The organism is Streptomyces sp. NPDC127106 (assembly GCF_042677605.1).
Taxonomy (GTDB): domain Bacteria; phylum Actinomycetota; class Actinomycetes; order Streptomycetales; family Streptomycetaceae; genus Streptomyces.
Genome location: NZ_JBHXTC010000002.1, coordinates 391,423 through 417,051, shown reverse-complemented (window position 1 = coordinate 417,051; position 25,629 = coordinate 391,423). Strand labels below are relative to the sequence as shown.

Here is a 25,629-nt window from a genome sequence, read left to right as displayed (position 1 = left end):
GCCCGACCGTCTCCCCGACCCACTCCCCTTGAACCACGAAAACGAGTCTGGCCCCGCCGCTGACACGGCGGGGCCAGAACCCAACATTTTCATCAATCTTCTAGGACATCTCTTTCGGAGCTTGCCGGTGAAGCCCGCGTCGTCCGGTGCCGTGCATCGCAAGGCGGAGAGGCTCCCGATGACTGGACGTACTCGGGTGCCTCGACAACGCGGCGAGGTGCGGTGCCGGGCGGCGCGGGTCAGGCAGGAGCCGGAAGCGACGGCCTAGGCGTCCGGCTCGGCCTCGGGTGCGGACTCGGCGGCCGCGCGGAGGCGGGCGTACTCCCGGGCCATGGTCTCCGCGGTCCAGTGGGCGTTGAGGCCGCTGGGGTTGGGCAGGGCCCAGATGCGGGTGGAGCCGATGGTCTGCTCCTGGGGGCCTATGGCCGCTCGCCTCTCCCCGAAGGCCGTGCGGTACGCGGTGACACCGGCGACGGCGAGCCACTGGGGGCGCAGGCGCTCCACCTTCGCCCTCAGGATGCGGCCGCCCTCGACCAGCTCCTCCGCACTCAGCTCATCGGCCCGCGCCGTGGCACGGGCGACGACGTTGGTGATGCCGAGCCGGTAGGTCAGCAGCTCCTCCTGCTCCGCCGGGGCCAGGCGGCGCGGCGTGAAACCGGCCAGGTGCAGGACGGGCCAGAAGCGGTTGCCGGGACGGGCGAAGTGGTGCCCCGTCGCGGCGGAGAGGAGACTCGGGTTGATTCCGCAGAACAGCACGCGCAGACCGCCCGCGACCACGTCGGGGACGACGCGGTCGCGGGCGGCTTCGAGCTCCTCGCGGGTCAGAGGATCGACCCCGGCGCGTATTCGGCGGCCTCCGGGTACTGCTTGGCGATCGCCTCGATGCGGGAGGCCACCGCCGAGACCTGGGCGCCGGCGGCGCCCGTGAAGGACAGCTTGTCGGCCATCAGGGCGTCGAGCTCGGCCCGGTCCAGCGGCATCCGCTCGTCCGCGGCCAGCTTGTCCAGCAGCTCGTTGCGCTCGGCACCCTGCTCGCGCATCGCGAGCGCGGAGGCCACCGCGTGCTCCTTGATGATCTCGTGGGCGACCTCGCGGCCGACGCCGGCCCGCACCGCGCCCATCAGGACCTTGGTGGTCGCGAGGAACGGCAGGTAGCGGTCGAGCTCGCGGGCCACGACGGCCGGGAAGGCGCCGAACTCGTCGAGGACCGTCAGGAAGGTCTCCAGCAGGCCGTCGAAGGCGAAGAAGGCGTCCGGCAGCGCGACCCGGCGGACCACGGAGCAGGAGACGTCGCCCTCGTTCCACTGGTCGCCGGCCAGCTCGCCCGTCATCGAGGCGTAGCCGCGGAGGATGACCATCAGGCCGTTCACGCGCTCGCAGGAGCGGGTGTTCATCTTGTGCGGCATCGCGGAGGAGCCGACCTGGCCCGGCTTGAAGCCCTCGGTGACCAGCTCGTGGCCGGCCATCAGACGGATCGTCTTCGCGATGGACGACGGGGCGGCGGCCAGCTGCACCAGGGCGGTGACCACGTCGTAGTCGAGGGAGCGCGGGTAGACCTGGCCGACGGAGGTGAAGGCCTGGCCGAAGCCGAGGTGGTCGGCGATCCGCTGCTCCAGCTCGGCAAGCTTGGCGGCGTCGCCGCCGAGCAGGTCGAGCATGTCCTGGGCGGTGCCGACCGGGCCCTTGATCCCGCGCAGCGGGTAGCGGCCGATCAGGTCCTCCAGCCGGTCGAAGGCGACCAGCAGCTCGTCCGCCGCGGTGGCGAAGCGCTTGCCGAGGGTGGTCGCCTGCGCGGCGACGTTGTGGGAGCGGCCGGCCATGACCAGCTCCGCGTGCTCGCCGGCCAGCTTGCCGAGGCGGGCCAGGACGGCGACCGTGCGGTTGCGGGCCAGCTCCAGGGAGAGCCGGATCTGCAGCTGCTCGACGTTCTCGGTGAGGTCGCGGGAGGTCATGCCCTTGTGGACGTGCTCGTGGCCGGCGAGGGCGTTGAACTCCTCGATGCGGGCCTTCACGTCGTGCCGGGTGACCTTCTCGCGCTCGGCGATGGAGGCGAGGTCGACGGTTTCCAGGACGCGCTCGTAGTCGGCGAGGGCGGCGTCCGGGACCTCGATGCCGAGGTCCTTCTGGGCGCGCAGCACGGCGAGCCACAGCCGCCGCTCCAGCGTGACCTTGTACTCGGGGGACCACAGGACGGCGAGCTCCGGGGAAGCGTAGCGGCCGGCCAGGACATTGGGGATGCGGGGCTTGGCTGTCACGTGTAGGGATTCTACTGGGGCCGCTGCTGTGCGATTGCGCAGGTCGGACGCCCGCCCCGGATTGTGCCTTGCTACGAGAGCCGCTCTGCCGCAGAGGCCTCGTACGGCAGCAGCTCCGGGCGCTTGGCCGGGCGGCCGTCCCCGGAGGAGCGGCCGGTCAGCCGGCGGCCGATCCACGGCAGCAGGTGCTGCCGGGCGAAACTCAGGTCCTGGGAGCGGCGCACGCCCCAGCCCGGCTGCTCGGCAGGCGGCAGCACGGCGCGCCAGTCCTCCTGCGCCGGCAGTCCGAGAGTCTGCCAGACGGCCTCGGCCACCCGCCGGTGGCCCTCGTCCGTCAGATGCAGCCGGTCCACGTCCCACAGCCGCGGGTCGCCGAGCACGGGGGCCCCGTACAAGTCGACCACCAGGGCGCCGTATCGGGCGGCGAGCTCCTCGACGATGCCGAAGAGCTCCTCCATCCGGGGCCGGAAGCGCTCCATCACCGGGCCCTGCCGCCCCGGCGAGCGCATGAGCACCAGCGTCTTGCAGGAGGGGGCCAGCAGGCCGACGGCCTCCTCCAGGTGGCCGCGGACCCGGCCCATGTCGACCTTGGGGCGTAGGGCGTCGTTGAGCCCGCCCACCAGCGTCACCACGTCGGCGCGCATCGCCGCCGCCGTGGGGGCCTGGTCGGTGGCGATCTGCCCGATCAGCTTCCCGCGGACCGCGAGGTTGGCGTAGCGGAAGCCCGGCTCACGCGCGGCGAGCCGGGCCGCCAGCAGGTCGGCCCAGCCCCGGTAGGAACCGTCCGGCAGGAGGTCGGACATGCCCTCGGTGAACGAGTCGCCGACCGCGACGAAACTGGTGTAAGACGCATTGATCCCCATGGCGCTGCGATGCTACCGCGCGGTACGGATCACGCGGAGGCCGGGCGCCCGAACAGCTCGCGCAGCACGTCCTCCATCGTCACCAGCCCCGCCATCGTCTCGTCCGGGCCGAGGACCGCCGCCAGGTGCGTCCGGCTGCGCCGCATCGCGGTCAGTACGTCGTCCAGCGGGGTCTCCGCCCGCACCTGTGCGATCGGCCGCAGCGCCGACACCGGGAACGGCTCCTCCCGCTCCGGCCCGACCGCGTCCAGAGCGTCCTTGACGTGCAGGTATCCCAGGATCCTGAACTGCGGGTCGGTCACCGGGAAGCGGGAGTACCCGGACGAGGCCGAGAGCCGCTCCAGTTCGGACGGCGTGATGCCCACCTGGGCCACGACGACCCGGTCCGAGGGCAGTACCACGTCGGTGACCGGCCGCCGGCCCAGCTCCAGGGCGTCGTGCAGGCGCTCGCTCGCGCGGTCGTCGATGAGCCCCGCCTCGCTGGAGTCCTTCACGATCCGCGCGAGCTCGTCGTCGGAGAACGTCGCGGAGACCTCGTCCTTCACCTCGACCCGCAGCAGCCGCAGCAGCACGTTGGCGAAGGCGTTCACCGCGAAGATCACCGGGCGCAGCGCCCGGGTGGTCGCCACCAGCGGAGGGCCGAGGAGCAGCGCGGTGCGCACCGGCTCGGACAGGGCCACGTTCTTCGGGACCATCTCGCCGAACAGCATGTGCAGGTACGTCGCCAGCGCCAGCGCCACCACGAACGAGATGGCGTGCGTCAGCCCGGAGGGGATGCCCACGAGGTCGAACAGCGGGGTCAGCAGGTGGGCGATCGCCGGCTCGGCCACCACGCCCAGCACCAGGGTGCACAAGGTGATGCCCAGCTGCGCCGCCGCCATGAGGGCGGAGACGTGTTCCAGGCCCCACAGCACGGAGCGGGCCCGCCGGTCGCCCTGTTCGGCGTACGGCTCGATCTGGCTGCGCCGGACCGAGATCAGCGCGAACTCGGCGCCGACGAAGAAGGCGTTGACGACGAGGGTCGCCAGGCCGATCAGCAGTTGCAGCAGTGTCATCGCCGAGCCTCCCCACCCGGGTCCTGCCGGGGGCCGGCCGGAGCGTGCAGCAGCACGCGCGCGGCGCGCCGCCCAGCGGCATCGACCACGTCGAGCTGCCAGCCCTCCAGCTCCAGGCTGTCGCCGACGGCCGGGATCCGGCCCAGCCCGGTCGCCATCAGCCCGGCGAGGGTCTCGTACGGGCCGTCCGGGACGCGCAGCCCTATCTGTCGGAGCTGGTCGGTGCGCGCGGCGCCGTCGGCGGAGTAGAGCTGACGCCCGGCGCCGTCCTTGCCGGCCGGGGCCAGGTCCGGGGTCTCGAGCGGGTCGTGCTCGTCGTGGACCTCGCCGACGACCTCCTCCATGATGTCCTCCAGCGTGGCCACGCCGGCGGTGCCGCCGTACTCGTCGATGACGACGGCCATGGTCTGCTTGCCGGACAGCCGGTCCAGCAGCCGGTCCACGGTCAGCGACTCCGGTACGAACAGCGGCGGACGCAGCAGCTGTGCCACGGGGTGGCGGTGGCGGGCCTCGGCGGGCAGGGCGAGGACGTCCTTGATGTGGACGGTGCCGACGACGGTGTCGAGGCTGCCCCGGTACACCGGGAAGCGCGACAGGCCGGTCGCCAGGGTCGCATTGGCCACGTCCCCCGCGGTGGTCTGCACGTCGAGCGCGGTGACCTGGACGCGCGGGGTCATGACGTTCTCCGCGGTGAGGTCGGCGAGGTTCAGGGTCCGTACGAAGCGTTCGGCGGCCTCCCGCTCCAGGGCGCCGGCCTTGGCGGAGTGGCGGGCGAGGGCCACCAGTTCCTGCGGGGAGCGCGCGGAGGCGAGCTCCTCGGCCGGCTCCAGCCCGAGCCGGCGGACCAGCCGGTTCGCGGTGCTGTTCAGGTGGCTGATGAACGGGCGGAACGCCCGGCTGAAGACGCGCTGCATGGTCGCCACCCGCTTGGCGATGGCCAGCGGGGAGGAGATCGCCCAGTTCTTGGGCACCAGCTCGCCGACGACCATCAGGACGACGGTCGACAGCACGGTGCCGAGGACCAGCGCGGTCGAGGAGGCGGCGGTGGCCGACAGGCCCATGGCCTCGAACGGTCCTTGGAGCAGGGCGGCGATCGACGGCTTGGCGATCATGCCGATGATCAGGCCGGTCACCGTGATGCCGAGCTGGGCGCCGGACAGCTGGAAGGTCAGGCTGCGCACGGCGGCCAGCGCGCTCTCGGCGCCGCGCTCGCCGCGCTCGGCGGCCTGTTCGAGCTCGCTGCGCTCGACGGTGGTCAGGGAGAACTCGGCCGCGACGAACGCGCCGCAGGCAAGGCAGAGCAGCAGCGCCACGACGAGCAGGAGCACTTCGGTCATCGGTCCGTCACCTCCGTCCCATGGTCAGTCAGGAGGAGGGGCAGCGCGCGGTGTCGCGCGGGGCGGTGTCGGGTGCGGCGATGTCGGTTACTGGGGGCTCGTCCATGGGCGGACGCTCACACCTTTCACGGGATCTCGTCGGAGTGCAGCCGGATGCCCACCATGGTAAAGGAAAGGCAAAGTGGGGGCGTCATCCTTTCGGTGGAGTGATCGCCGGATTCCGTTGGATCCCGCCGGGCCGAGCCGCTGGGCGACGGAAAACGCGGAGCGCCCCGTCCGGGGACGGGGCGCTCGGTGTCACGGCGAGGTGTGGCGTGCCCGTACGGGCGGGCTTGCCGGGGCTGCCGGGCTTGCCGGGGCTGCCGGGCCTGTTGGGGTTACCGGGCCGGCCAGGCGGCCTGGAAGGACCGTGCCGACCACGTGCCCCCCAGCGACGGGTCCAGCCAGGCCGGGGCCGCGGCCCGGAACTCCTCCGGGGCCAGGGCTCCGGAGCCCTCCGGCACCGCGCCCAGCAACGGGAGCCCGGACGAGGAGGGCAGGTCCGCCAGGTTGCAGCGGCAGGCCAGGTCGGCGTCGGCGGGCCAGCTGCCGATGACCACGCCGAGGGCGGTCAGCCGCCGGGCCCGCAGGGCTTCGGCCGTCAGGGTCGTGGAGTTCAGCGTTCCCAAGGCCGCGGGCGCGACCACCAGGACCGGGGCGTCCAGCAACCGCGCCGCGTCGGCGAGGGTGTGCCCCGCCTCGTCGAAGCGGACCAGGAGGCCGCCCGCCCCCTCCACCAGGACGAGGTCGTGGGAGGCGGCGAGCTTCTCCGCGGCCTCCGCGATCTCGGCCGGTGAGAGCGTCGGCAACCCGGCACGGCGCGCCGCCGTGTCCGGGGCCAGCGGCTCCGGGTAGCGGGCCAGCTCCACGGCGGTGACGGTCGGCCCGGCCAGGCGGACCGCATCGGCCGCGTCCCCCGGCACGCCGGGCTCCAGCCCCGTCTGCGCGGGCTTGAGCACCGCCACCGACCGGCCGGCCGCAGCGGCGGCCGCCGCGATCGCCGAGGTGACGACGGTCTTGCCGATCTCCGTGCCCGTCCCGGACACCACGATCACGGACATCAGCCCACCTCCGCCGCCGCGCACACCGCACGGCAGATCCGGGTCACGTCGGCGTCGCCCGTCACGAACGGCGGCATCGTGTAGACCAGGTCGCGGAAGGGGCGCAGCCAGACGCCCTCGCGGACCGCGGCCGCCGTCGCGGCCGCCATGTCCACCTCGTGGTCCAGCTGGACCACGCCGATCGCGCCCAGCACGCGCACGTCGCGGACCCCCGGCAGCTCCCGGGCCGGGGCGAGGCCCTCCAGCAGCCCCGCCTCGATGCGCTTGACCTCGCGCTGCCAGTCCTGGCCGAGGAGCAGCTCGACCGAGGCCAGCGCCACGGCGGTGGCGAGCGGGTTGCCCATGAACGTCGGCCCGTGGGCGAGCACCGGCACCTCGCCCCGCGAGATGCCGGCCGCCACCCGCTCCGTGCACAGCGTGGCCGCCAGCGTCAGGTAGCCGCCGGTCAGGGACTTGCCCAGGCACATCACGTCCGGGGTGATCCCGGCGTGGTCGGCCGCGAACAGGGCGCCGGTGCGGCCGAAGCCCGTCGCGATCTCGTCCAGGACGAGCAGGACGTCGTACTCGTCGCACAGCTCGCGCAGGACCCGTAGGTAGCCCGGGCTGTGGAAGCGCATGCCGCCCGCGCCCTGGACCACCGGCTCCACGATGACCGCCGCCAGCTCGTCGGCGTGCGCGGCGATCACGGAGCGCAGGTGGGCGACGTACGCGGGGTCCACCGGCGCGGCGAAGCCGCCCGGCGGGACGTCCGCGAAGACCTGGCGCGGCAGGACGCCCGACCACAGCTCGTGCATGCCGCCGTCGGGGTCGCAGACGGCCATCGGCGTCCAGGTGTCCCCGTGGTAGCCGCCCCGCCAGGTCATCAGCCGGGTCTTGGCGCGCCGGCCGGTGGAACGCCAGTACTGCAGGCACATCTTCGCCGCGACCTCGACCGCGACGGAGCCCGAGTCGGCGAGGAAGACGTGCTCCAGGCCGGCCGGGGTGATCTCGACCAGCTTCGCCGCCAGGCGGACGGCGGGCTCGTGGGTGAGCCCGCCGAACATCACGTGGGACATGCGTCCGAGCTGGTCGGCCGCGGCCTCGTTGAGTACCGGGTGGTTGTAGCCGTGGATCGCCGACCACCAGGAGGACATGCCGTCGACCAGCTCGTCCTGTCCCTGCGAGGGTTCGGCGAGCCGCAGCCGCACCCCCGAGGCGGAGGAGACGACCAGCGGCTCCTGCCGCCCGGGCATCGGGCCGTACGGGTGCCAGACGTGCTGCCGGTCCAGGGCGAGCAGCTCGGCAGCCGGCAGCGGCACGTGTGGGTCAGGCATTGGGGGCGAGGCCCGTCCCCGCGCCGCGGCGGCGCACCGTCACCAGGTCCGAGCGGACCTCGCCCGCCGGTGCCTGCGCGAGGGCGGGCTCGGCCTCGGCCCCGGCCCCGACGACGGGCTCCGCACCGGCACCGGCCTCGACGGCGGCCTCGGCCGCGGGCTCGTGCGCGTGGCCCGAGCAGCCGCCGCACGCCGAGCCGCAGCCGGCCTCCGCAGCCGCGGAACCGCACGGTCCGTGGGCCGCGGCCGCAGCGGCGGCCACGCGGTGCGCGGGAAGGGTCTGCGTACCGGCGCCCTCCACCTCGAAGCCCGCGTCGGCGATCATGTCGAGGTCGGCCTGACCGGCCTGGCCCTCGCTGGTGAGGTAGTCACCGAGGAAGATCGAGTTCGCCAGGTGCAGCGCGAGCGGCTGCATGCTCCGCAGGTGCACCTCGCGACCGCCCGCGATCCGGACCTCGATGTCGGGGCAGACGAACCGCACCATCGCGAGGATGCGCAGGCAGCGCTGCGGGGTGAGGTTCCACTCCTTGGCCAGCGGCGTGCCCTCGAACGGGATCAGGAAGTTGACCGGCACCGAGTCCGCATCCAGCTCGCGCAGCGAGTAGACGACGTCGACCAGGTCCTCGTCCGTCTCGCCCATGCCCGCGATCAGGCCGGAGCAGGCGGACAGGCCCGCGGCGTGCGCCTTCTGCACGGTGTCGACCCGGTCCGCGTAGGTGTGGGTCTTGGTGATCTGGTCGTACGTCGACTCGGACGTGTTGAGGTTGTGGTTGTAGGCGTCGGCGCCCGCCGCCTTCAGGCGCTCGGCCTGACCGTCCGACAGCAGGCCCAGGCAGGCGCAGACCTCGATGCCCTCGTTCTGCTCCTTGATGGCCTCGATGGTCTTGCCGACGCGCTCCACGTCGCGGTCCGTCGGGCCGCGCCCGCTCGCCACCAGGCACACGCGCTTGGCGCCGCCCGAGACACCGGCCGCGGCGGCCTGCGAGGCCTCGTCAGGCTTCAGCCAGGTGTACTTGAGGATGTCCGCCTTCGATCCCAGGCGCTGGGAGCAGTACGAGCAGTCCTCCGGGCAGAGCCCGGACTTCAGGTTGACCAGGTAGTTCAGCTTGACCCGACGCCCGAACCACCGGCGGCGCACCTTGCCGGCCGCGGCCACCACGTCGAGCAGTTCGTCGTCAGAGGTCGCCAGGACGGCGAGGGCCTCGTCGCGGGTCGGCAGCTCGCGCCGCAGCCCCTTGTCCACCAGGGTGTTCAGCAGATCCATGAGGGCGATCCTGGACCACGCGACCACTCCCGGCCAAGGAGAGATCGCACAACATGGCCGGAACGGAGTGTGTGTATCGCCACACCAGACACTCGGGTGTCGGCCGTTAGGGTCGGGCGACGCCTGTGGACAGCCGACAAACGCGAGGATCCAGATGCCCCAGCACCGCCGCGAGCCCGAGGACGTGTTCGCGTGGATCGATGCCGCCGAACGGGTCCGAGAGCAGGCGGGGCTCGTGCGGACCCTGCGTCCGCGTCCCGCCGACTCGCCGCTGCTCGACCTCGCGAGCAACGACTACCTGGGCCTGTCCCGGCATCCGGAGACGGTCCGCGGAGCCTGTGGGGCGGCGGCCCGGTGGGGCGCGGGGGCCACCGGATCCCGCCTGGTCACCGGCACCACCGAGCTGCACGGGGAACTGGAGCGGGAGCTCGCGGACTTCTGCGGCTTCGAGGCCGCGCTCGTGCTGTCCTCCGGCTACGCGGCCAACCTCGCGGCCGTCACCGCGCTCAGCGACCGGGGCACCCTCGTCGTCTCTGACGCCGGGAACCACGCCTCCATCGTCGACGGCTGCCGGCTCTCGCGCGCCGCGACCGCGGTGATCCCGCACGCGGACCCGGACGCGGCGCTCAAGACGCTCGCCGCCCACGAGGGCCGGGCGCTGCTGGTCAGCGACTCGGTGTTCTCCGTCGACGGGGACGCGGCGCCGCTCGCCGGCTATGCCGCGGCCTGCCGGGAGGAGGGCGCGGCGCTGGTCGTGGACGACGCCCACGGCCTGGGCGTGCTGGGCGAGGGCGGGCGCGGCGCGCTGCACGCCGCCGGGCTCGCGGGCGCGCCGGGCGTCGTCGCCACGCTGACCCTCTCGAAGTCCCTGGGCAGCCAGGGGGGTGCCGTCCTCGGCCCCGCCAAGGTGATCCGGCACCTGGTCAACACGGCCCGGACCTTCATCTTCGACACCGGTCTGGCCCCGGCCGCCGCGGGCGCGGCGCTGGCGAGCCTGCGCCTGCTGCGGCGCGAACCGGAACGCGCCGGGCAGGCCCGTGAGGTGGCCCGCCTGCTGTACGGGCGGCTCACCGCGTCCGGCCTGACCGCGGCACGGCCGGACGCGGCCGTGGTGTCGGTACGTGCCCCGTCGGCCGCGGCGGCACTGCGCTGGGCCGCCGACTGCCGCGAGGCGGGACTGTCCGTGGGGTGCTTCCGGCCGCCGTCGGTGCCGGACGGCATCTCCCGGCTGCGGCTGACGGCCCGGGCCGATCTCACGGGGGACGAGATCGATCGGGCCGTCGAGACGATCCTGCGGACCGCCCCGGCCGGGGCCTAGGGCGTCATACGGGCACGTCCGCCCGTACCGAGGCGAGGAAGCCCGCCCAGGCCGGCCCGGTGAAGAGCACGGCCGGGCCGGCCGTCCGCTTCGAGTCGCGGACGGCCAGCAGACCGCCCCCGAGGACGGCCGTTTCCACGCAGTTGTTCATTCCGGTGCTGCGGCTGCTCCGCCGCCAGCGCGCTCTGTTCAGAAGTCCGCCGGGGGAGAGGGGGGTTGCGGACACGGGGGTGCCTCCTTACGCGTCGTCAGCCAGGGAGCTGATGAGATCCGACGAGTCCTGGGGCGGGAGGGCGTGCGCCTGGATGGTGCGGAACGCGGCGCTGTACGCCTCGAGGTCTTCCTTCCGCTCCAGATAGAGGCTACTCGTCAAATGGTCGAGTACCACCACATCCAGATCGGCAATGTTCGGAAATGAGAAGATGACGAACGGTCCGGTCAGGCCGAGATGGCCCCCCACGCTGAACGGCAGCACCTGCAGCCGCACTTGGGGCAACCGTGCCACCTCCACCAGGTGCCGCAGCTGCGCCGCCATCACCCCGGGCCCCCCGATCTGCCGCCGCAGCACCGCCTCGTCCAGTACGGCGCTCAGCTCCAGCGGCGGATCGGCCCGCAGCACCGCCTGCCGGGCCAGTCGTACGTCGACCAGCGCGTCCACCTTCGGCTCCGGCAGCCCGCCCAGTGCCGCGCGGGTCACGGCCCGGGCGTATTCGGCGGTCTGCAGCAGGCCGGGCACCACGGAGAGTTCCACGGTCCGGGCCGCCCGGGCTCCCGCCTCCAGGCTGATGAAGTCCCGGTACTCCTGCGGGAGCAGGCCTCGGTAGTCGTGCCACCACTGGCGGCCGCGACCGTTGCCGCCGCCCGGTCCGGGACCGGCGGCCGAGACCGACAGCGCCTCCAGGAGGGCGCGCTGCTCGGGGCTGACGACCTCTCCGTAGGCATCGAGCAGGCGGCTGATGTCCTCCGGTTTCACGCCGCTCCGGCCGGTTTCGATGCGGCTGATTTTCGACTGGTGCCAGCCCATGATGCGCGCCGCCTCGCCACTGGTGAGTCCGGTACGGTCGCGCAGGGCGCGCAGTTCCTCGCCGAGCTTGCGCCGACGCACCGCGGGGCCATGCTGCATACCCGCCTCCTTCCACCGGCACAGCTCGCACCAGTCTGCCGTCCAAATAAGCTCTTCCGTAGCAGAGTTCACCGCATTGAGCGACAGATATATGCATATCTTGGGTGAACGGCGGCTCCCACGGGACGATGGGTGGCACTCTGGCGTCCAGCACAGATCCGGGGCGGTCCGCCCCGGTGGGAAAGGGACCGTCGCCATGGCAGACCACCAGGAAGCATCCGTCACTCTGCCGAGCGATCCCGCCTCGGTCGCCACCGCCCGACGCTACGTCGCAGACGTCCTCCTCGAATGGGGGCTGGCGGACGACGCCGACACCGCCGACAGCGTCCGGCTGATCGTGTCGGAGCTGGCCACCAACGCCGTACAGCACACCTTCGGGCAGTCACCCACCTTCACCGTCGACGTCCGGCTGGAGCGGGGCGAGTGCCTCCGGGTCGGGGTCACCGACAGCCACCCGCGGTGGCCCCGGCGGCTCCCGGCCGCCGTCCAGCAGGACAACGGCCGGGGCATGGTCATCATCCGCTGGCTCACCGCGGAGGCGGGCGGCCGGCTCTCGGTCAGCCCCACCGAGGACGGCGGCAAGACCGTGTGGATCGCTCTGCCCTGGCCGGTCGGGGCCCCGGCCCGTACCGCCGGCACGTGCTGACGCCGACCCGCGGCGGTGCCCGCCGCGCGGCCGCCGCACTAGCCGCGCTCGGCGGCGCTCCGCTCGATGCACAGCTCGTTGCCCTCCGGGTCGGCGAGCACCGCCCAGCCCGTGCCGTCCTCCCGGCGCCGGTCGTCGACGAGCCTCGCCCCGAGCCCGATCAGCCGCTCGACCTCCTCGTCGCGGGTGCCGTTCTGCGGCTGGATGTCCAAGTGAAGCCGGTTCTTCATGGACTTGGCCTCCGGAACCCGGATGAACAGCAGGCCCGGAACCCCCGGCTGCCCCGGGTCCAGCAGGATCTCCTCGTCGCCCTCGACATCGTCCGGGTGGATCGGGAAGCCCGTCACGGCGGACCAGAACGACGCGAGTCCGTACGGCTCCAGGGCGTCGAAGGTGATGTGGCGTACCGGATTGCGGAACATGCGACTCCTCCGGGGCGGCTCCCGGACGCCCGTATACGGAACCGGCCGTAGCCGTCCCGGAGGGTGAACCGGGTGCCTGCCCGAAACGTGGGTTAACGCGACGGAAAAGCGCGCCGCCTAGCGTGGGCGGTCGCGGCGTTCCGTCAATGATCACCCATCCGCCGGCAAAGCGCCGGTGCTCGGGACGGAAAGCCTTCCTCAGCATGGGGCAAGACCCGCTTGGCTCGGAAATGCGCAGGTCAACAGAGTGTTGACGGCCGTTAGGGTTCGGCTCGCCCCTCGCTCGATCCTGTCCTGGAAGCTGGTGATACGCGTGCACCTCACACCGCACGAGCAGGAAAGACTGCTCATCCACGTGGCCGCGGACGTGGCCGCGCGGCGCAAGGCGCGCGGAGTCCTCCTCAACCACCCCGAGGCGGTGGCCCTGATCACGTCGCACATCCTCGAAGGGGCCCGCGACGGACGGACCGTGGCCGAGCTCATGGCCTCCGGCCGCGCCGTGCTCGGTCGCGCCGACGTGATGGAGGGGATCCCCGAGATGATCCACGACGTCCAGGTCGAGGCGACGTTCCCGGACGGCACCAAACTCGTCACCGTCCACGACCCGATCGTCTGAAGGGCAGCAGCCGCATGATCCCCGGCGAGATCGTCCACGGGGACGGCCCGGTGCGCCTGAACGAGGGCCGCCCCGTCACCCGCATGACCGTGCTCAACTCCGCCGACCGGCCCGTCCAGGTCGGCTCGCACTACCACTTCGCCGAGGCCAACCCCGGCCTCGCCTTCGACCGCGCGGCCGCCCGCGGGCTCCGGCTCAACATCGCCGCGGGCACCGCCGTCCGCTTCGAGCCGGGCATCCCGGTCGAGGTGGAACTCGTACCGCTCGGCGGACTGCGCACCGTGTGGGGGCTGCGCGGGGAGACGGGAGGGCCGCTCGATGGCTGAGCTGGAACGAGGGGCGTACGCCGACCTCTTCGGGCCGACGACCGGAGACCGGATCCGGCTGGCCGACACCGACCTCTTCGTCGAGATCGAGGAGGACCTCTGCGGCGGCCCGGGGCGCTCGGGCGACGAGGCCGTGTTCGGCGGGGGCAAGGTCATCCGCGAATCCATGGGGCAGGCCCGCACCTCCCGGGCCGAAGGCGCCCCCGACACGGTGATCACGGGAGCCGTGGTCCTCGACCACTGGGGCATCGTCAAGGCCGACATCGGCATCCGCGACGGCCGGATCTGCGGCATCGGCAAGGCCGGCAACCCGGACACCATGGACGGCGTCCACCCCGCCCTCGTCATCGGCCCCGAGACCGAGGTCATCGCGGGCAACGGGAAGATCGTCACCGCCGGGGCCATCGACGCCCACGTCCACTTCATCTCCCCGACCGTCGTCGAGGAGGCCCTCGCCTCCGGCATCACGACCCTGGTCGGCGGCGGCACCGGACCCGCCGAGGGCACGAAGGCCACCACCATCACCCCGGGCTCCTGGCACCTCGCCCGCATGTTCGCGGCCCTGGAGGCCTACCCGGTCAACATCGGCCTGCTCGGGAAGGGCAACACCACCTCCCGCGAGGCCATGCACGCCCAACTGCGCGGCGGCGCACTCGGCTTCAAGATCCACGAGGACTGGGGTGCCACCCCGGCCGCCATCGACGCCTGCCTCGGCGTCTGCGAGGAGACCGGGGCCCAGGTCGCGATCCACACCGACACCCTCAACGAGGCCGGATTCGTCGGCGACACCCTCGCCGCCGTCGCCGGACGGACCATCCACGCGTACCACACCGAGGGCGCGGGCGGCGGCCACGCCCCCGACATCATCACCGTGGTCTCCGAGCCGAACGTGCTGCCCAGCTCCACCAACCCGACCCGGCCGCACACCGTCAACACCGTCGAGGAGCACCTCGACATGCTGATGGTCTGCCACCACCTCAACCCGGCCGTCCCCGAAGACCTGGCCTTCGCCGAGTCCCGGATCCGGCCCTCCACCATCGCCGCCGAGGACGTCCTGCACGACCTCGGCGCGATCTCCATCATCTCTTCCGACTCCCAGGCCATGGGCCGCGTCGGCGAGGTCGTCCTGCGTACCTGGCAGACGGCCCACGTGATGAAGCGCCGGCGCGGATTCCTGCCCGGCGACGGGCCCGCCGACAACCACCGGGCCCGCCGCTACGTCGCCAAGTACACGATCAACCCGGCCGTGGCCCAGGGGCTCGCCCGCGAGATCGGCTCCGTGGAGACCGGCAAGCTCGCGGACCTCGTGCTGTGGAACCCGGCCTTCTTCGGGGTCCGGCCCGAGACCGTCATCAAGGGCGGCCAGATCGCCTACGCACAGATGGGCGACGGCAACGCCTCCATCCCCACCCCGCAGCCGGTGCTGCCCCGCCCGATGTTCGGCGGCCGGGGCCTGGCCCCGGCGCGGAACTCCGTGAACTTCACCGCGCAGGCCGCACTCGACGACGCCCTGCCCGAACGGCTCGCGCTCGGGAAGGGGTTCGTCGCCATCGAGACGACCAGAAAGGTGACCAAGGCGGACATGCGCAACAACGACGCCATGCCGAGGGTCGAGGTCGACGCCGACACCTTCACCGTCACGATCGACGGCGAGGCCGTGGAGCCCGCACCGGCCGCGGAACTCCCCATGGCCCAGCGGTACTTCCTCTTCTGATGGGCCGCGCCGCACTGCTCGTCCTCGCCGACGGCCGATTCCCCGCCGGAGGGCACGCCCACTCCGGCGGAGCGGAGGCCGCCTGCAAGGCGGGCCGGATCCACGACGCCGCGTCCCTGGAGGACTTCTGCCGCGGCCGCCTCCACACCGCCGGGCTCACTACCGCCGCCCTCGCCGCGGCCGCCGCCCTCGGCCTCGACCCGGCCGTGCTCGACGCAGCCGCCGACGCCCGCACCCCCTCGCCCGCACTGCGCACCGTCGCCCGGCGACTCGGCCGGCAACTGCTGCGGGCGGCCCGCGCCACCTGGCCCGCCGCCGAACTCGACGCCCTTGCCACGGCGTTCCCGCGCGGGGCGCACCAGCCCGTGGTGCTCGGGCTCACCGCCCGGGCGGCCGGGCTCGGGCCGCTGGACGCCGCGCACGTGGCGGCGTACGAGAGCGTCGGCGGGCCGGCCACCGCCACCGTGCGGCTGCTCGGCCTCGACCCCTTCGAGGCGAGCGGCGTCCTGGCCCGCCTCGCCCCCGAGCTCGACGACGTGGCCGACCGGGCCGCGCGGGCCGCGCACCGCGCCCGACGCGAAGGCCCGGACGCCCTGCCCGCGGCCTCCTCGCCGCTGCTGGACATCGCAGCCGAGGTCCATGCCGGCTGGCCGGTACGGCTCTTCGCCTCCTGACCACCTCCACCCACCCCCGGGAGACCCATCCCATGCACCTCGACCACGGCACGGCCTACCCCGAGCGCCACACCCACAGCGCCGAGCCCCGCCGGTCGGACGGCTCGCGCCGCGCCCTGCGCATCGGACTCGGCGGACCGGTCGGCTCCGGCAAGACGGCCACCGTCGCCGCACTCTGCCGGGCCCTGCGCGCCGAACTGTCCATGGCCGTCGTCACCAACGACATCTACACCCGCGAGGACGCCGAGTTCCTGCTGCGGGAGGCCGTGCTGCCACCGGAGCGGATCACCGCCGTGGAGACCGGCGCCTGCCCGCACACCGCCATCCGCGACGACATCTCCGCCAACCTGGAGGCGGTGGAGGAACTGGAGGAAGCCCACCGCCAGACCGCCCCGCTCGACCTGGTCCTCGTCGAGTCCGGCGGGGACAACCTGACCGCCACCTTCTCCCGAGGACTGGTCGACGCCCAGATCTTCGTCATCGACGTGGCGGGCGGCGACGACATCCCGCGCAAGGGAGGCCCCGGCGTCACCACAGCCGACCTGCTCGTCGTCAACAAGACCGACCTCGCCCCGCACGTCGGCTCCGACCTGGACCGGATGGCCCGCGACGCCGCCGAGCAGCGCGGCGCCCTTCCCGTCACCTTCCAGTCGCTGCGCGGCGCGGAAGGGGTCGCCCCGGTGGCCGCCTGGGTCCGCGAGCGGGTCGCCGCCTGGGCCGTACGGTGACCACCGCACCCCCCGCCGCACCCCCGGTCCGTTCCGCCGCACCCCCGGTCCCGCCCGCCCCACCCCCGGCCGGGCTGCGGGCCACCGCCCGGATCCGCGCCGCCGCCGACGGCCGCGGCGGCACCGCCCTGCCCGTGCTCACCGGCGAGGGGCCGCTCGCGCTGCGCCGCACCCGGGGCAGCGGAGCCGAGGCGGGCGTCATGCTGGTGGGCGCCATGAGTGCCCCACTGGGCGGCGACCACCTCGCGGTGGAGGCCGACGTCGGACCCGGGGCACGACTCGCCCTGGCCTCGGCGGCGGCCACCTTGGCGCTGCCCGGCCGGGGTGGCGAGCCCGCGCGCTACGACGTGCGCATCACCGCTGCCGAGGGCGCGGCGGTGCGCTGGCTCCCCGAGCCGCTCGTCTCGGTGCGCGGCAGCGACCTGCGGGTGCGCACCCGCGCCGAACTCGCCCCGGACGCCCGGCTGCTGCTGCGGGAGGAGCAGGTGCTGGGCCGTACGGGGGAGGAGCCGGGCCTGCTCCGCAGCCGGCTCACCGTGGTCCGGGACGGCCGCCCCCTGCTGGACCAGGAGCTCGCCTGCGGCCCGGGGGCGCCCGGCGGCTGGGACGGCCCGGCGGGGCTCGCGGGGCATCGGGCGGTGGGTCAGCTCCTGGTGGTGGACCCGCGGTTCGCCCGGGAGGCGCCGCCCGCCGCGGTGCTGGGGGAGCAGGCCGTGGTCACCCCGCTGGCCGGACCCGCCGTGCTGGTCACGGCGCTTGCGCCGGACGCGCTGCGGCTGCGCGGTCTGCTCGATGCGGCGTGTCGCACGTACGGCTGGTGACCGCCGGGCGAAGCTGGGACGAACCAGACACCGCTGAGCGGTACATGCCGTGCCGGTTATCGGGTTGGCAAAGAACGTGACCTTGACCTGTTGTCAGGTGTAGGTCAGGCGAAAAGATCCCCTGTACATGCGCACGACCGACGCACGACCAACCCGACGTGACCCGGCCGTCTCGGGCCGGGCCTGATCCAGGGGGAACGACCACGTGATACACAAAGCAGCGCTGGGGAGCGCTGCCACTCTGATCACCGGAGCACTGGCCGCCGGTCTGCTGCTGGCCCCGCCGGCCGCCGCGGCGACCACGGGCAGCAGCACGGTCCCGGAGGCGCTCGGCGTCCAGTTCGCCGCCGCGCGGGCCGCCCGCACCGGTATCCAGTGGAAGGACTGTCCCGCCGACTGGGGCCTCGCCGCCCCCATCCAGTGCGGCTGGGTCAAGGTTCCGCTCGACTACGCGAAGCCGTTCGGCAAGACGATCGACATCGCCGTCGACCGCGCCGTCAGCACCGGCACCAAGGAGGAGCGCCAGGGCGCGCTCATCTACAACCCCGGCGGCCCCGGCGGCTCCGGCATGCGCTTCCCGCGCCGGTCCACCACCAGCTCCCCGCTGTGGGTGAACACCGCCAAGGCGTACGACTTCGTGGGCTTCGACCCCCGCGGCGTGGGCCACTCGACGCCCATCTCGTGCGTCGACCCGCAGGAGTTCGTCAAGGTTCCGAAGGCCGACCCGGTCCCGGACACCGAGGCCGACAAGACCGCCCAGCGCAAGCTCGCCGCGGAGTACGCGGACGGCTGCAAGGAGCGCAGCGGCGAGATGCTGCCGCACATGACCACGCCGAACACCGCGCGCGACCTGGACGTCATCCGGGCCGCGCTCGGCGAGAAGAAGCTGAACTTCCTCGGCGTGTCGTACGGCACGTACCTCGGCGGGGTCTACGCGACCCTGTTCCCGACCCACGTGCGCCGCATGATCGTCGACAGCGTGGTCGACCCGTCGACGGACAACATCTGGTACGAGGCCAACCTGGGCCAGGACGTCGCCTTCCAGATGCGCTGGAACGACTGGCAGGACTGGGTCGCGAAGAACGACGCGGCCTTCCACCTCGGCGACACCCGCGCCAAGGTGGAGGCCAAGTGGCAGCAGCTGCGCGCCCAGGCCAAGGCCAATCCGCTCGGCGGCGTCGCCGGCCCGGCCGAGCTCATCGGCTTCTTCCAGAGCGCCCCGTACTACGACTCCTCGTGGGTCCCGGTCGCGCAGGCCTTCAGCGCCTGGGCCGCCGGTGACGAGAAGCCGCTGGTCGAGGCCATCACCCCGGACCTGTCCGACACCGCCGGCAACGCAGCCTCGGAGAACAGCAACGCGGTGTACACCGCGGTGGAGTGCGCCGACGCCAAGTGGCCGACCAGCTGGGCGAAGTGGAACCGGGACAACACGGAGCTGCACAAGAAGTACCCGTTCCTGACCTGGTCGAACGCGTGGATGAACCTGCCCTGCGCGACCTGGAAGTCCAAGCAGCACAATGCGATCGAGGTCGGCGCCAAGCGCGGTCTGCCGCCGGTGCTGATCGTCCAGGCCGAGCGTGACGCCGCCACCCCGTACAAGGGCGGTGTCGAGCTGCACCGCCGCCTCGCCGGCTCGCGCCTGATCACCGAGCAGGGCGCCGGCTCGCACGGTGTCACCAGCCTGGTGAACCCCTGCATCAACACGCGGGTGGACGCCTACCTGCTGCAGGGCAAGGTCGACGCCAAGGACGTGGTGTGCGGTCCGCACGCCGCCCCGGTCGCGCCGGCCCCGGCCGCCGCGACGTCGCTCGCGAAGGCCCCCGCGTCGGACTTCCCGGCGCGCGAGGAGCTGCCGGCCGTCCGGTAGTCCCGGCGGACTGCACTGCACTGCACTGCGCTCCGCGGCGGCGGAACCCCCGCCGCCGCAGAGCGCACCCGTACAGGGGGAGAGGGCTCAGCGTGTTCTGCGCCGGGCCTTCTTCCGCGCTTCCTCCTCCTCGGCCTTGACCTCGGCGGCGTACCGGTCGACGTACTCCTGGCCGGACAGGCCGAGGACGGCGTACATGATCTCGTCGGTGACCGCCCGCAGTACCGCCCGCTCGCCCTCCATCCCGGCGTACCGCGAGAAGTCCAGGGGCCGGCCGAAGCGGATGGTGACCCGCCGGATCTTCGGGATCTTCTTCCCGGGCGGCTGGATCTCGAAGGTGCCGAGCATCGCACACGGGACGACCGGCACCCCGGCGCCGAGCGCCATCGCCGCCACCCCCACCTTGCCCTTGTACAGCCGCCCGTCGTGCGAGCGGGTGCCCTCCGGGTAGATGCCCAGCAGCTCGCCCCGGGCCAGTACCGCCAGCCCTTCGCGGAGCGCGGCCTGCCCGGCGTCCCGACCCGACCGGTCGACCGGGATCTGCCCGGCGCTGCGGAAGAAGAACGCGGTCAGCCGGCCCTTCAGCCCCGGCCCGGTGAAGTACTCCGCCTTGGCGAGGAAGGTGATCCGCCGCTTCAGGATCGCGGGCATCAGGAAGTGGTCGGAGAAGGACAGGTGGTTGCCGGCGACGATCGCGGCCCCCTCGGCCGGTACGTTCTCCAGCCCTTCGATCCGCGGCCGGAACAGCAGCCGCAGCAGCGGGCCGAGGAACACGTGCTTGAGCAAGTGGTAGAACACCAGGCGCTCCCGTCGATGTCCGGTCGTCACCGCCATCGTACGGACAGCAGTCGCCGGGTCGGAGGGGTCGCGCACGCCACACGGGACCACGGACGCCGCGGGAACGCACCGGTTCCACGCCCGGGATGACCGGGATGACCGGGACGTGCCCGGTCCAGCGCCGCAGACCCGTCGGCGGCGTGCCGGGAGGGCGTCGCAGCGCCGCTCAGTTGTTGCCGGCAGCGGCCATTCCGGCCGTGAGGACGCCCAGCACCACCCAGCCGAACCACAGCCAGCCATTGCTGCCGAGGGCCACGGAGTACGTCGCGACGGCCACCAGGGCGGCGAAGGTCATGACGGCCATCGCCTTAACGGAACCGGTCATGCCCCATGGTGGCCCCGAAAGCGGGTCCGGCGCTACTGGCCACGCGCGCGCAGGGAGGCGAGGTAGGCGTTGTACGCCTCCAGCTCCCGGTCGCCGTTGCGGTCCGCGGCCCGGTCGGCGCGCTTCGCCGCCCGCTGCTCGGAGTGGTACCACTGGTACATCAGGGCGATCAGCACCAGCACCGAGGGGATCTCGCTGAAGGCCCACGCGATGCCACCGCCCCACTGCTGGTCGAGCAGCGGATCGATGCCCAGGGACGCCGGCGGGTTCCGGTACGTCCCGATCATCGGCTCGCTCGCCATCATGAGCGCGATGCCGAAGAAGGCGTGGAACGGCATTCCGGCGAAGAGCTCCAGCATCCGCATCACGTAGCCGGGGCGGTGCGGGCCCGGGTCCACGCCCATGATTGGCCAGAAGAAGACCAGGCCGACGGCGAGGAAGTGCACCATCATCCCGATGTGCCCGGGCTTGCTCTCCATGAGGAAGTCGAAGAGCGGGGTGAAGTAGAGGGCGTAGAGGCTGGCGATGAACATGGGGATGGTGAACGCCGGGTGGGTGATGATCCGCATGTAGCGGCTGTGCAGCAGCATCAGCAGCAGCTCGCGGGGCCCCTTGCGGCCTCGCCCCGCCGGCGGCAGCGCGCGCAGGGCGAGCGTCACCGGGGCGCCCAGCAGCAGCAGGATGGGGGAGAGCATGCTGATCACCATGTGCTGGACCATGTGCACGCTGAACATGACCATGCCGTAGTCGTTCAGCTTGGTGCACATCACCAGGGCCACGCTCAGCACGCCGGTGGTGAAGGCCACCACCCGGCCCACCGGCCAGGCGTCCCCGCGCTGCCGCAGCCGCACCACGCCCCACAGGTACAGGCCGAGGCCCACCAGCGAGCCGATCAGGAAGAACGCGTCGAAGGAGAACTCCAGGCCGCGCCCGAGGGTGAACGGCGGCAGGTCCATGTTGTGCATGTCCATGCCGTGACCGCTGTGATCCATCTGTCCACTCCTCTTGACCTGTGGTGCCCCACCACAGTAGTGCCGCCCCCGGACGCAGCTGCGTCCGGGGGCGGTTCCACAAGAGGGGAAAAGGTCACAGAACGGTCTGCGCCTCGTCGTACCGCTGCGCGGGCACGGTCTTGAGGGTGGACGTGGCCTCGGCGAGCGGCACCATCACGATGTCGGTGCCGCGCAGCGCCGTCAGCATCCCGAACTCGCCGCGGTGCGCGGCCTCCACCGCGTACCAGCCGAAGCGGGTGGCGAGGACCCGGTCGTACGCGGTCGGGGTGCCGCCGCGCTGGACGTGGCCCAGGATGACCGGGCGGGCCTCCTTGCCCAGGCGCCGCTCCAGCTCGACGGCGAGCAGGTTGCCGATGCCGGCGAAGCGCTCGTGGCCGTACTGGTCGGTGCCGCCTTCGGTGAACTCCATGCTGCCGGGGCGCGGCTTGGCGCCCTCGGCGACCACGACGATCGCGAAGCGCTTGCCCGCGGAGAACCGCTCGCCGACGATCCCCGTCAGCTCCTCGATGTCGAAGGGGCGCTCCGGCACGACGATCGCGTGGGCGCCGGCGGCCATGCCGGAGTGCAGGGCGATCCAGCCGGTGTGGCGGCCCATGACCTCCACGACCATCACGCGCTGGTGGGACTCGGCGGTGGTCTTCAGCCGGTCCAGGGCCTCGGTGGCGACACCGACGGCCGTGTCGAAGCCGAAGGTGACGTCGGTCGAGGCGATGTCGTTGTCGATGGTCTTCGGGACGCCGACGATCGGCAGCCCGGCCTGCGACAGCAGGTTCGCGGCCTTCAGGGTGCCCTCGCCGCCGATCGGGATGATCGCGTCGAGGCCCAGGTCGGCCACGTGGCCGCGGGCCCGCTCCACGCCGTCGCGCAGGTGGGCGGGCTGGACGCGGGAGGAGCCGAGGACGGTGCCGCCGCGAGCCAGGATGCCCGCGACCGAGTCGAGGTCGAGCTTGCGGTAGTCGCCCTCCAGCAGGCCCTTCCAACCGTCGTGGAAGCCGATCACCTCGTCGCCGTGGTCGACGACGGCGCGGTGGACGACGGAACGGATGACGGCGTTGAGGCCGGGGCAGTCGCCGCCGGAGGTGAGCACGCCAATGCGCATGGCAAGAAACCTTTGCAACGTGGGCCGACGACCGGACCACGTCGTCCGGTTGGAACTACCCGTCACCCTACTAGCGGATCGGCACCCCGCTGAACCATCCTCCACATGCTGGTCATGATCGTCGTGCGAACGCACGTCGGCCCGGATCCCGCCAGGGGAATCCGGGCCGAACGCAGGCCCACGCGCAGGTTGCGGGGCCGTGGAGGGGCTACGCGGGCTGCGTGGCCGCCGCGATGCGCTCCGCACGGAGCGCGTCGTACCACCGGTCGTCGACGGGCGGCAGCGCGTTGACGTCGAGGGCCAGCTTCAGCAGCAGGTCCGCGATCAGCGGGTTGCGGGCCATGACGGGGCCGTGCATGTACGTGCCGAACACCGTCTCGTTGTACGCGCCCTCGGTGCCGTCGCCGGTGCCGTTGCCGCGGCCCAGCCGGGTGCGGGCGAACGGCTTGGCCGTCGGGCCAAGGTGGGTGACGCCCTGGTGGTTCTCGAACCCGGTCAGCTGCGGCAGGCCCAGCTGCGGGTCGATGTCGGCGAGCACGTCGCCGACGCACCGCTCGCCCTCACCGCGCACGGTGACGACGTCCAGCAGGCCCAGGCCCTGCTGGCGCTCGCCCATGTCGTTGACGAACTCGTTGCCCAGGATCTGGTACCCGGCGCAGACGGAGAAGACGATCGCCCCGTTCGAGACGGCCCGCTCCAGACCGCCGTCGCGCAGCAGGCGCTCCGCGGCCAGCCGCTGCGGGCGGTCCTCGCCGCCGCCGATCAGGTAGATGTCGCCGGAAGTGGGGATGGGCTGGTCGCTGCGCACGTCCACGCGCTGCACGTCCAGGCCGCGCTGGCGCGCCCGGCGCTCCACGACGAGAACGTTGCCCTGGTCTCCGTACGTGCTGAGCAGGTCGGGGTAGACCCACACCAGACGCAGGCTGTTGTCGCTCATGCTCATGTCCTCTGCGGTTCCGATCCCGGTTCTAGTTGCCGACCCGGCGGCGCACGTCCTGGAAGGCGGTGTAGTTGGCGATCAGCTCGATCTGACCGGGCGGCGCCAGCTGCACGGCCTCGTCGAGGGTCTCGCAGACCCGGAAGTCCAGGCCCGCGACCTCGAGGCGGACCGCCAGGTCCAGCCTGCGGTCGCCGATCACGAAGATCGGGTGGCCGGCGAGGCGCGGGTAGTCCACGTCCCACAGCCAGGAGGTGTCGGTGCCGTCGGCGCCGCGCGCGTTCACCGACAGGATCACCGGGGCCGGGGGCTGGTCGATCAGCGAAAACGTTTCGAGCCAGCCCGCCGGGTTCTTCGCGAGCAGCAGCCGCAGCTCACGGCCCTGGAAGGAGACCACGTCGTAGCGGCCGGCGACAGCCTGCACCTGGTACATCCGCTCCAGCGCGACCTGCGGCGGCACCCCGAAGACGGCGGCCACGGCGGCCGACGTGGCCGCGTTCGCCTTGTTGGCGCGGCCCGGCAGCTGGAGGTGGATCGGCCACGCCGAGCCGTGCGGGTCCAGCACGTGGTCGCCGGAGAGCACCCAAGTCGGAGTGGGGCGGCGGAAGCCGCACTCGCCGCAGAACCAGTCGTCGCCGGGGCGCTGCATCACACCGCCGCAGGAGGGGCACGACCAGGCGTCGTCCTTCCACTCCTGGCCGGCGGCGACCCAGACCACGTTCTGCGAGGACGAGGCCGACCACACGATCAGCGGGTCGTCGCAGTTCGCGACGATGACGGCCTTGGAGCCCGTGAGGCCCTCGCGCCACTTCTCCGCGAGCATGCGGGTCTCGGCGGCCCGGTCCAGCTGGTCGCGGGAGAGGTTCAGCAGGGCGATCACCTTCGGGGTGACGTCCCGGGCCACTCCGGCCAGGTACTTCTCGTCGACCTCGATGACGCCGTACTTGGCGTCCGAGCCGCCCGCGAGGGCGGAGGTGATGCCCGCCGGCATGTTCGCGCCGAGGGCGTTGGAGACCACCGGGCCGCTGGCCCGCAGGGCCTCGGCGATCAGCCGGGTCGTCGTGGTCTTGCCGTTCGTGGCGGAGACGAGGACGACGTCGAGATGCTGCGCGAGAGCTCCGAGGAGATCGGGGTCGAGTTTGAGTGCGACCTTGCCGCCGATCACCGATCCGCTTCCGCGTCCCGCGGCCCGCGACACCGCCGCCGCGGCCCTGCCTGCCGTCACGGCCAGTTTGGCCCGCGGCGAAAGCGGCTCTGTGTTGCCTGCCATCGTCCCTTGTCCTCCTTGCGTCGACCGGCCCCAGCCTATCCAGTACCTGCCGGGGCCCTGACCGCGGCGCCCCCAGGCTGCCGCGGATCTCCTCATATATTCGCCCGTCGTACCCTTACGGCCATGCGACAGCGCGTCATCCCCGGGACCACCGGCACCGTCCGCACCATGAGCCTCCTGGGCGAGCCGGTGCTCCATTCGGCCTGCGCGGAGGTCACCGAGTTCGGCCCGGCCCTCGACCGGCTGATCGAGGACATGTTCGCCACGATGTACGCGGCCCAGGGCGTCGGCCTCGCCGCGAACCAGATCGGCGTCGGGCAACGGGTCTTCGTCTACGACTGCCCCGATGACGAGGACGTCCGGCACGTCGGCCACATCGTCAACCCGCGCCTGGTGGAGGCCGACGGGGACGAGTTCCTCGGCCCGGAGGGCTGCCTGTCGCTGCCCGGCCTGGAGGCGGGCACGGCCCGGTTCGACCGCGCGGTCGTCGAGGGCGTCACCTCGTCCGGCGCGCCGGTGCGGATCTCCGGCACCGGGTTCTTCGCCCGCTGCCTCCAGCACGAGTGCGACCACCTCGACGGCACGGTCTACGCGGAGCGGGTCACCGGGCTGCGGGCCCGGCGGCTGCGCCGCGCGATCCGCAGGACGCCGTGGGGTGCGCGGGGCGGGCACGTCCTGGACGCCTGATCCGTCCCGCCGGGCCGAC

Annotated in this window: 27 protein-coding genes; 10 read left to right on the top strand and 17 right to left on the bottom strand. The window is 72.7% G+C overall.

Translation table 11 applies throughout. The features are described from left to right. Positions 1-264: 264 nt before the first annotated feature. The 8 genes from mug to bioB all read right to left on the bottom strand — a co-directional run bounded on the left by mug (position 265) and on the right by bioB (position 9,187). The gene (mug, locus tag ACFVGY_RS04580) at positions 265-825 is read right to left on the bottom strand and encodes a G/U mismatch-specific DNA glycosylase (RefSeq protein ID WP_385670896.1); all 561 of its coding nucleotides are present in this window, start codon (positions 823-825) and stop codon (positions 265-267) included. Then, a complete protein-coding gene (gene purB, locus ACFVGY_RS04575) occupies positions 822-2,255 on the bottom strand; it encodes an adenylosuccinate lyase (RefSeq protein WP_385670833.1) in 1,434 nt (477 codons plus the stop codon). Before purB ends, mug begins: the two co-directional genes overlap by 4 nt. 71 nt (positions 2,256-2,326) lie before the next feature. Continuing rightward, a complete protein-coding gene (locus ACFVGY_RS04570) occupies positions 2,327-3,118 on the bottom strand; it encodes an SGNH/GDSL hydrolase family protein (RefSeq protein WP_385670830.1) in 792 nt (263 codons plus the stop codon). Between the two features lie 29 nt (positions 3,119-3,147). Further along, positions 3,148-4,173, bottom strand: a complete 1,026-nt coding sequence (locus ACFVGY_RS04565; RefSeq protein ID WP_385670827.1) for a hemolysin family protein — start codon at positions 4,171-4,173, stop codon at positions 3,148-3,150. Further along, on the bottom strand, positions 4,170-5,510 hold the full coding sequence (locus ACFVGY_RS04560) for a hemolysin family protein (RefSeq protein WP_385670824.1): 1,341 nt from the start codon (positions 5,508-5,510) through the stop codon (positions 4,170-4,172). Before ACFVGY_RS04560 ends, ACFVGY_RS04565 begins: the two co-directional genes overlap by 4 nt. 377 nt (positions 5,511-5,887) lie before the next feature. Beyond that, positions 5,888-6,610: a dethiobiotin synthase gene (bioD, locus tag ACFVGY_RS04555; protein ID WP_385670821.1), complete on the bottom strand. Its 723-nt coding sequence runs from the start codon at positions 6,608-6,610 to the stop codon at positions 5,888-5,890. Further along, a complete protein-coding gene (locus ACFVGY_RS04550; protein WP_385670818.1) occupies positions 6,610-7,923 on the bottom strand; it encodes an adenosylmethionine--8-amino-7-oxononanoate transaminase in 1,314 nt (437 codons plus the stop codon). Before ACFVGY_RS04550 ends, bioD begins: the two co-directional genes overlap by 1 nt. Further along, on the bottom strand, positions 7,916-9,187 hold the full coding sequence (gene bioB / locus ACFVGY_RS04545) for a biotin synthase BioB (RefSeq protein WP_385670815.1): 1,272 nt from the start codon (positions 9,185-9,187) through the stop codon (positions 7,916-7,918). The genes ACFVGY_RS04550 and bioB overlap by 8 nt, the downstream gene beginning before the upstream one ends. Before the next feature lie 154 nt (positions 9,188-9,341). Between bioB and ACFVGY_RS04540 the strand changes: the two genes are divergently transcribed. Beyond that, complete coding sequence (locus ACFVGY_RS04540; protein WP_385670812.1) at positions 9,342-10,505, top strand: 8-amino-7-oxononanoate synthase; 1,164 nt, start codon at positions 9,342-9,344, stop codon at positions 10,503-10,505. Between the two features lie 4 nt (positions 10,506-10,509). On the opposite strand, the gene ACFVGY_RS04535 is transcribed toward ACFVGY_RS04540, so the two are convergent. Continuing rightward, the gene (locus ACFVGY_RS04535; RefSeq protein WP_385670809.1) at positions 10,510-10,731 is read right to left on the bottom strand and encodes a DUF397 domain-containing protein; all 222 of its coding nucleotides are present in this window, start codon (positions 10,729-10,731) and stop codon (positions 10,510-10,512) included. A 12-nt stretch (positions 10,732-10,743) separates the two neighbouring features. Further along, positions 10,744-11,628, bottom strand: a complete 885-nt coding sequence (locus ACFVGY_RS04530) for a helix-turn-helix domain-containing protein (protein WP_385670806.1) — start codon at positions 11,626-11,628, stop codon at positions 10,744-10,746. Positions 11,629-11,824: 196 nt separating this feature from the next. Here ACFVGY_RS04530 and ACFVGY_RS04525 point away from each other — a divergent pair, with 196 nt between their 5' ends. Further along, positions 11,825-12,274 carry an ATP-binding protein gene (locus tag ACFVGY_RS04525; RefSeq protein ID WP_385670804.1) on the top strand — a complete coding sequence of 150 codons (450 nt, stop codon included), beginning with the start codon at positions 11,825-11,827 and terminating at the stop codon, positions 12,272-12,274. 38 nt (positions 12,275-12,312) lie between these two features. Here ACFVGY_RS04525 and ACFVGY_RS04520 read toward each other — a convergent pair whose 3' ends face one another. After that, positions 12,313-12,696 carry a VOC family protein gene (locus ACFVGY_RS04520; RefSeq protein WP_385670802.1) on the bottom strand — a complete coding sequence of 128 codons (384 nt, stop codon included), beginning with the start codon at positions 12,694-12,696 and terminating at the stop codon, positions 12,313-12,315. 313 nt (positions 12,697-13,009) lie between these two features. Here ACFVGY_RS04520 and ACFVGY_RS04515 point away from each other — a divergent pair, with 313 nt between their 5' ends. From ACFVGY_RS04515 to ACFVGY_RS04485, 7 genes are all read left to right on the top strand, one after another. Continuing rightward, a complete protein-coding gene (locus tag ACFVGY_RS04515; protein ID WP_385670799.1) occupies positions 13,010-13,312 on the top strand; it encodes an urease subunit gamma in 303 nt (100 codons plus the stop codon). A gap of 14 nt (positions 13,313-13,326) precedes the next feature. Then, on the top strand, positions 13,327-13,638 hold the full coding sequence (locus ACFVGY_RS04510) for an urease subunit beta (RefSeq protein WP_385670797.1): 312 nt from the start codon (positions 13,327-13,329) through the stop codon (positions 13,636-13,638). Then, positions 13,631-15,352: an urease subunit alpha gene (locus tag ACFVGY_RS04505; protein WP_385670794.1), complete on the top strand. Its 1,722-nt coding sequence runs from the start codon at positions 13,631-13,633 to the stop codon at positions 15,350-15,352. Before ACFVGY_RS04510 ends, ACFVGY_RS04505 begins: the two co-directional genes overlap by 8 nt. Further along, entirely contained in the window at positions 15,352-16,026 is a 675-nt protein-coding gene (locus ACFVGY_RS04500) for an urease accessory protein UreF (RefSeq protein ID WP_385670793.1), read from the top strand. The genes ACFVGY_RS04505 and ACFVGY_RS04500 overlap by 1 nt, the downstream gene beginning before the upstream one ends. 32 nt (positions 16,027-16,058) lie before the next feature. Beyond that, positions 16,059-16,754, top strand: a complete 696-nt coding sequence (gene ureG / locus ACFVGY_RS04495) for an urease accessory protein UreG (protein ID WP_385670790.1) — start codon at positions 16,059-16,061, stop codon at positions 16,752-16,754. Then, positions 16,751-17,575: an urease accessory protein UreD gene (locus tag ACFVGY_RS04490; RefSeq protein WP_385670787.1), complete on the top strand. Its 825-nt coding sequence runs from the start codon at positions 16,751-16,753 to the stop codon at positions 17,573-17,575. Before ureG ends, ACFVGY_RS04490 begins: the two co-directional genes overlap by 4 nt. Before the next feature lie 205 nt (positions 17,576-17,780). Beyond that, positions 17,781-19,442, top strand: a complete 1,662-nt coding sequence (locus ACFVGY_RS04485) for an alpha/beta hydrolase (RefSeq protein WP_385670784.1) — start codon at positions 17,781-17,783, stop codon at positions 19,440-19,442. Between the two features lie 87 nt (positions 19,443-19,529). Here ACFVGY_RS04485 and ACFVGY_RS04480 read toward each other — a convergent pair whose 3' ends face one another. The 6 genes from ACFVGY_RS04480 to ACFVGY_RS04455 form a co-directional block, all read right to left on the bottom strand. Beyond that, entirely contained in the window at positions 19,530-20,240 is a 711-nt protein-coding gene (locus ACFVGY_RS04480) for a lysophospholipid acyltransferase family protein (protein WP_385670893.1), read from the bottom strand. Between the two features lie 205 nt (positions 20,241-20,445). Further along, the gene (locus ACFVGY_RS04475; RefSeq protein ID WP_360633659.1) at positions 20,446-20,604 is read right to left on the bottom strand and encodes a hypothetical protein; all 159 of its coding nucleotides are present in this window, start codon (positions 20,602-20,604) and stop codon (positions 20,446-20,448) included. 32 nt (positions 20,605-20,636) lie between these two features. Further along, positions 20,637-21,596 carry a cytochrome c oxidase assembly protein gene (locus ACFVGY_RS04470; protein ID WP_385670781.1) on the bottom strand — a complete coding sequence of 320 codons (960 nt, stop codon included), beginning with the start codon at positions 21,594-21,596 and terminating at the stop codon, positions 20,637-20,639. A gap of 94 nt (positions 21,597-21,690) precedes the next feature. Then, entirely contained in the window at positions 21,691-22,716 is a 1,026-nt protein-coding gene (locus ACFVGY_RS04465) for a 6-phosphofructokinase (protein ID WP_385670778.1), read from the bottom strand. Between the two features lie 208 nt (positions 22,717-22,924). Next, entirely contained in the window at positions 22,925-23,653 is a 729-nt protein-coding gene (locus ACFVGY_RS04460) for a type 1 glutamine amidotransferase (RefSeq protein ID WP_385670775.1), read from the bottom strand. 31 nt (positions 23,654-23,684) lie between these two features. After that, positions 23,685-24,923, bottom strand: a complete 1,239-nt coding sequence (locus ACFVGY_RS04455; protein WP_385431801.1) for a MurT ligase domain-containing protein — start codon at positions 24,921-24,923, stop codon at positions 23,685-23,687. A 123-nt stretch (positions 24,924-25,046) separates the two neighbouring features. On the opposite strand from ACFVGY_RS04455, the gene def reads away from it, so the two are divergent. Beyond that, positions 25,047-25,610, top strand: coding sequence for a peptide deformylase (gene def, locus ACFVGY_RS04450; protein ID WP_385670772.1), 564 nt, complete (start codon positions 25,047-25,049; stop codon positions 25,608-25,610). Positions 25,611-25,629: the final 19 nt, after the last annotated feature.

Coding starts and splice junctions, on each gene's coding strand:
- bioB (WP_385670815.1), bottom strand. CDS start 9,187: ATGGATCTGCTGAACACCCTGGTGGACAAGGGGCTGCGGCGCGAGCTG.
- def (WP_385670772.1), top strand. CDS start 25,047: ATGCGACAGCGCGTCATCCCCGGGACCACCGGCACCGTCCGCACCATG.
- ACFVGY_RS04500 (WP_385670793.1), top strand. CDS start 15,352: ATGGGCCGCGCCGCACTGCTCGTCCTCGCCGACGGCCGATTCCCCGCC.
- ACFVGY_RS04530 (WP_385670806.1), bottom strand. CDS start 11,628: ATGCAGCATGGCCCCGCGGTGCGTCGGCGCAAGCTCGGCGAGGAACTG.
- ACFVGY_RS04510 (WP_385670797.1), top strand. CDS start 13,327: ATGATCCCCGGCGAGATCGTCCACGGGGACGGCCCGGTGCGCCTGAAC.
- ureG (WP_385670790.1), top strand. CDS start 16,059: ATGCACCTCGACCACGGCACGGCCTACCCCGAGCGCCACACCCACAGC.
- ACFVGY_RS04565 (WP_385670827.1), bottom strand. CDS start 4,173: ATGACACTGCTGCAACTGCTGATCGGCCTGGCGACCCTCGTCGTCAAC.
- ACFVGY_RS04520 (WP_385670802.1), bottom strand. CDS start 12,696: ATGTTCCGCAATCCGGTACGCCACATCACCTTCGACGCCCTGGAGCCG.
- ACFVGY_RS04455 (WP_385431801.1), bottom strand. CDS start 24,923: ATGGCAGGCAACACAGAGCCGCTTTCGCCGCGGGCCAAACTGGCCGTG.
- ACFVGY_RS04550 (WP_385670818.1), bottom strand. CDS start 7,923: ATGCCTGACCCACACGTGCCGCTGCCGGCTGCCGAGCTGCTCGCCCTG.
- ACFVGY_RS04540 (WP_385670812.1), top strand. CDS start 9,342: ATGCCCCAGCACCGCCGCGAGCCCGAGGACGTGTTCGCGTGGATCGAT.
- ACFVGY_RS04560 (WP_385670824.1), bottom strand. CDS start 5,510: ATGACCGAAGTGCTCCTGCTCGTCGTGGCGCTGCTGCTCTGCCTTGCC.
- ACFVGY_RS04525 (WP_385670804.1), top strand. CDS start 11,825: ATGGCAGACCACCAGGAAGCATCCGTCACTCTGCCGAGCGATCCCGCC.
- ACFVGY_RS04470 (WP_385670781.1), bottom strand. CDS start 21,596: ATGGATCACAGCGGTCACGGCATGGACATGCACAACATGGACCTGCCG.
- ACFVGY_RS04475 (WP_360633659.1), bottom strand. CDS start 20,604: ATGACCGGTTCCGTTAAGGCGATGGCCGTCATGACCTTCGCCGCCCTG.
- ACFVGY_RS04465 (WP_385670778.1), bottom strand. CDS start 22,716: ATGCGCATTGGCGTGCTCACCTCCGGCGGCGACTGCCCCGGCCTCAAC.
- ACFVGY_RS04460 (WP_385670775.1), bottom strand. CDS start 23,653: ATGAGCGACAACAGCCTGCGTCTGGTGTGGGTCTACCCCGACCTGCTC.
- bioD (WP_385670821.1), bottom strand. CDS start 6,610: ATGTCCGTGATCGTGGTGTCCGGGACGGGCACGGAGATCGGCAAGACC.
- ACFVGY_RS04570 (WP_385670830.1), bottom strand. CDS start 3,118: ATGGGGATCAATGCGTCTTACACCAGTTTCGTCGCGGTCGGCGACTCG.
- ACFVGY_RS04505 (WP_385670794.1), top strand. CDS start 13,631: ATGGCTGAGCTGGAACGAGGGGCGTACGCCGACCTCTTCGGGCCGACG.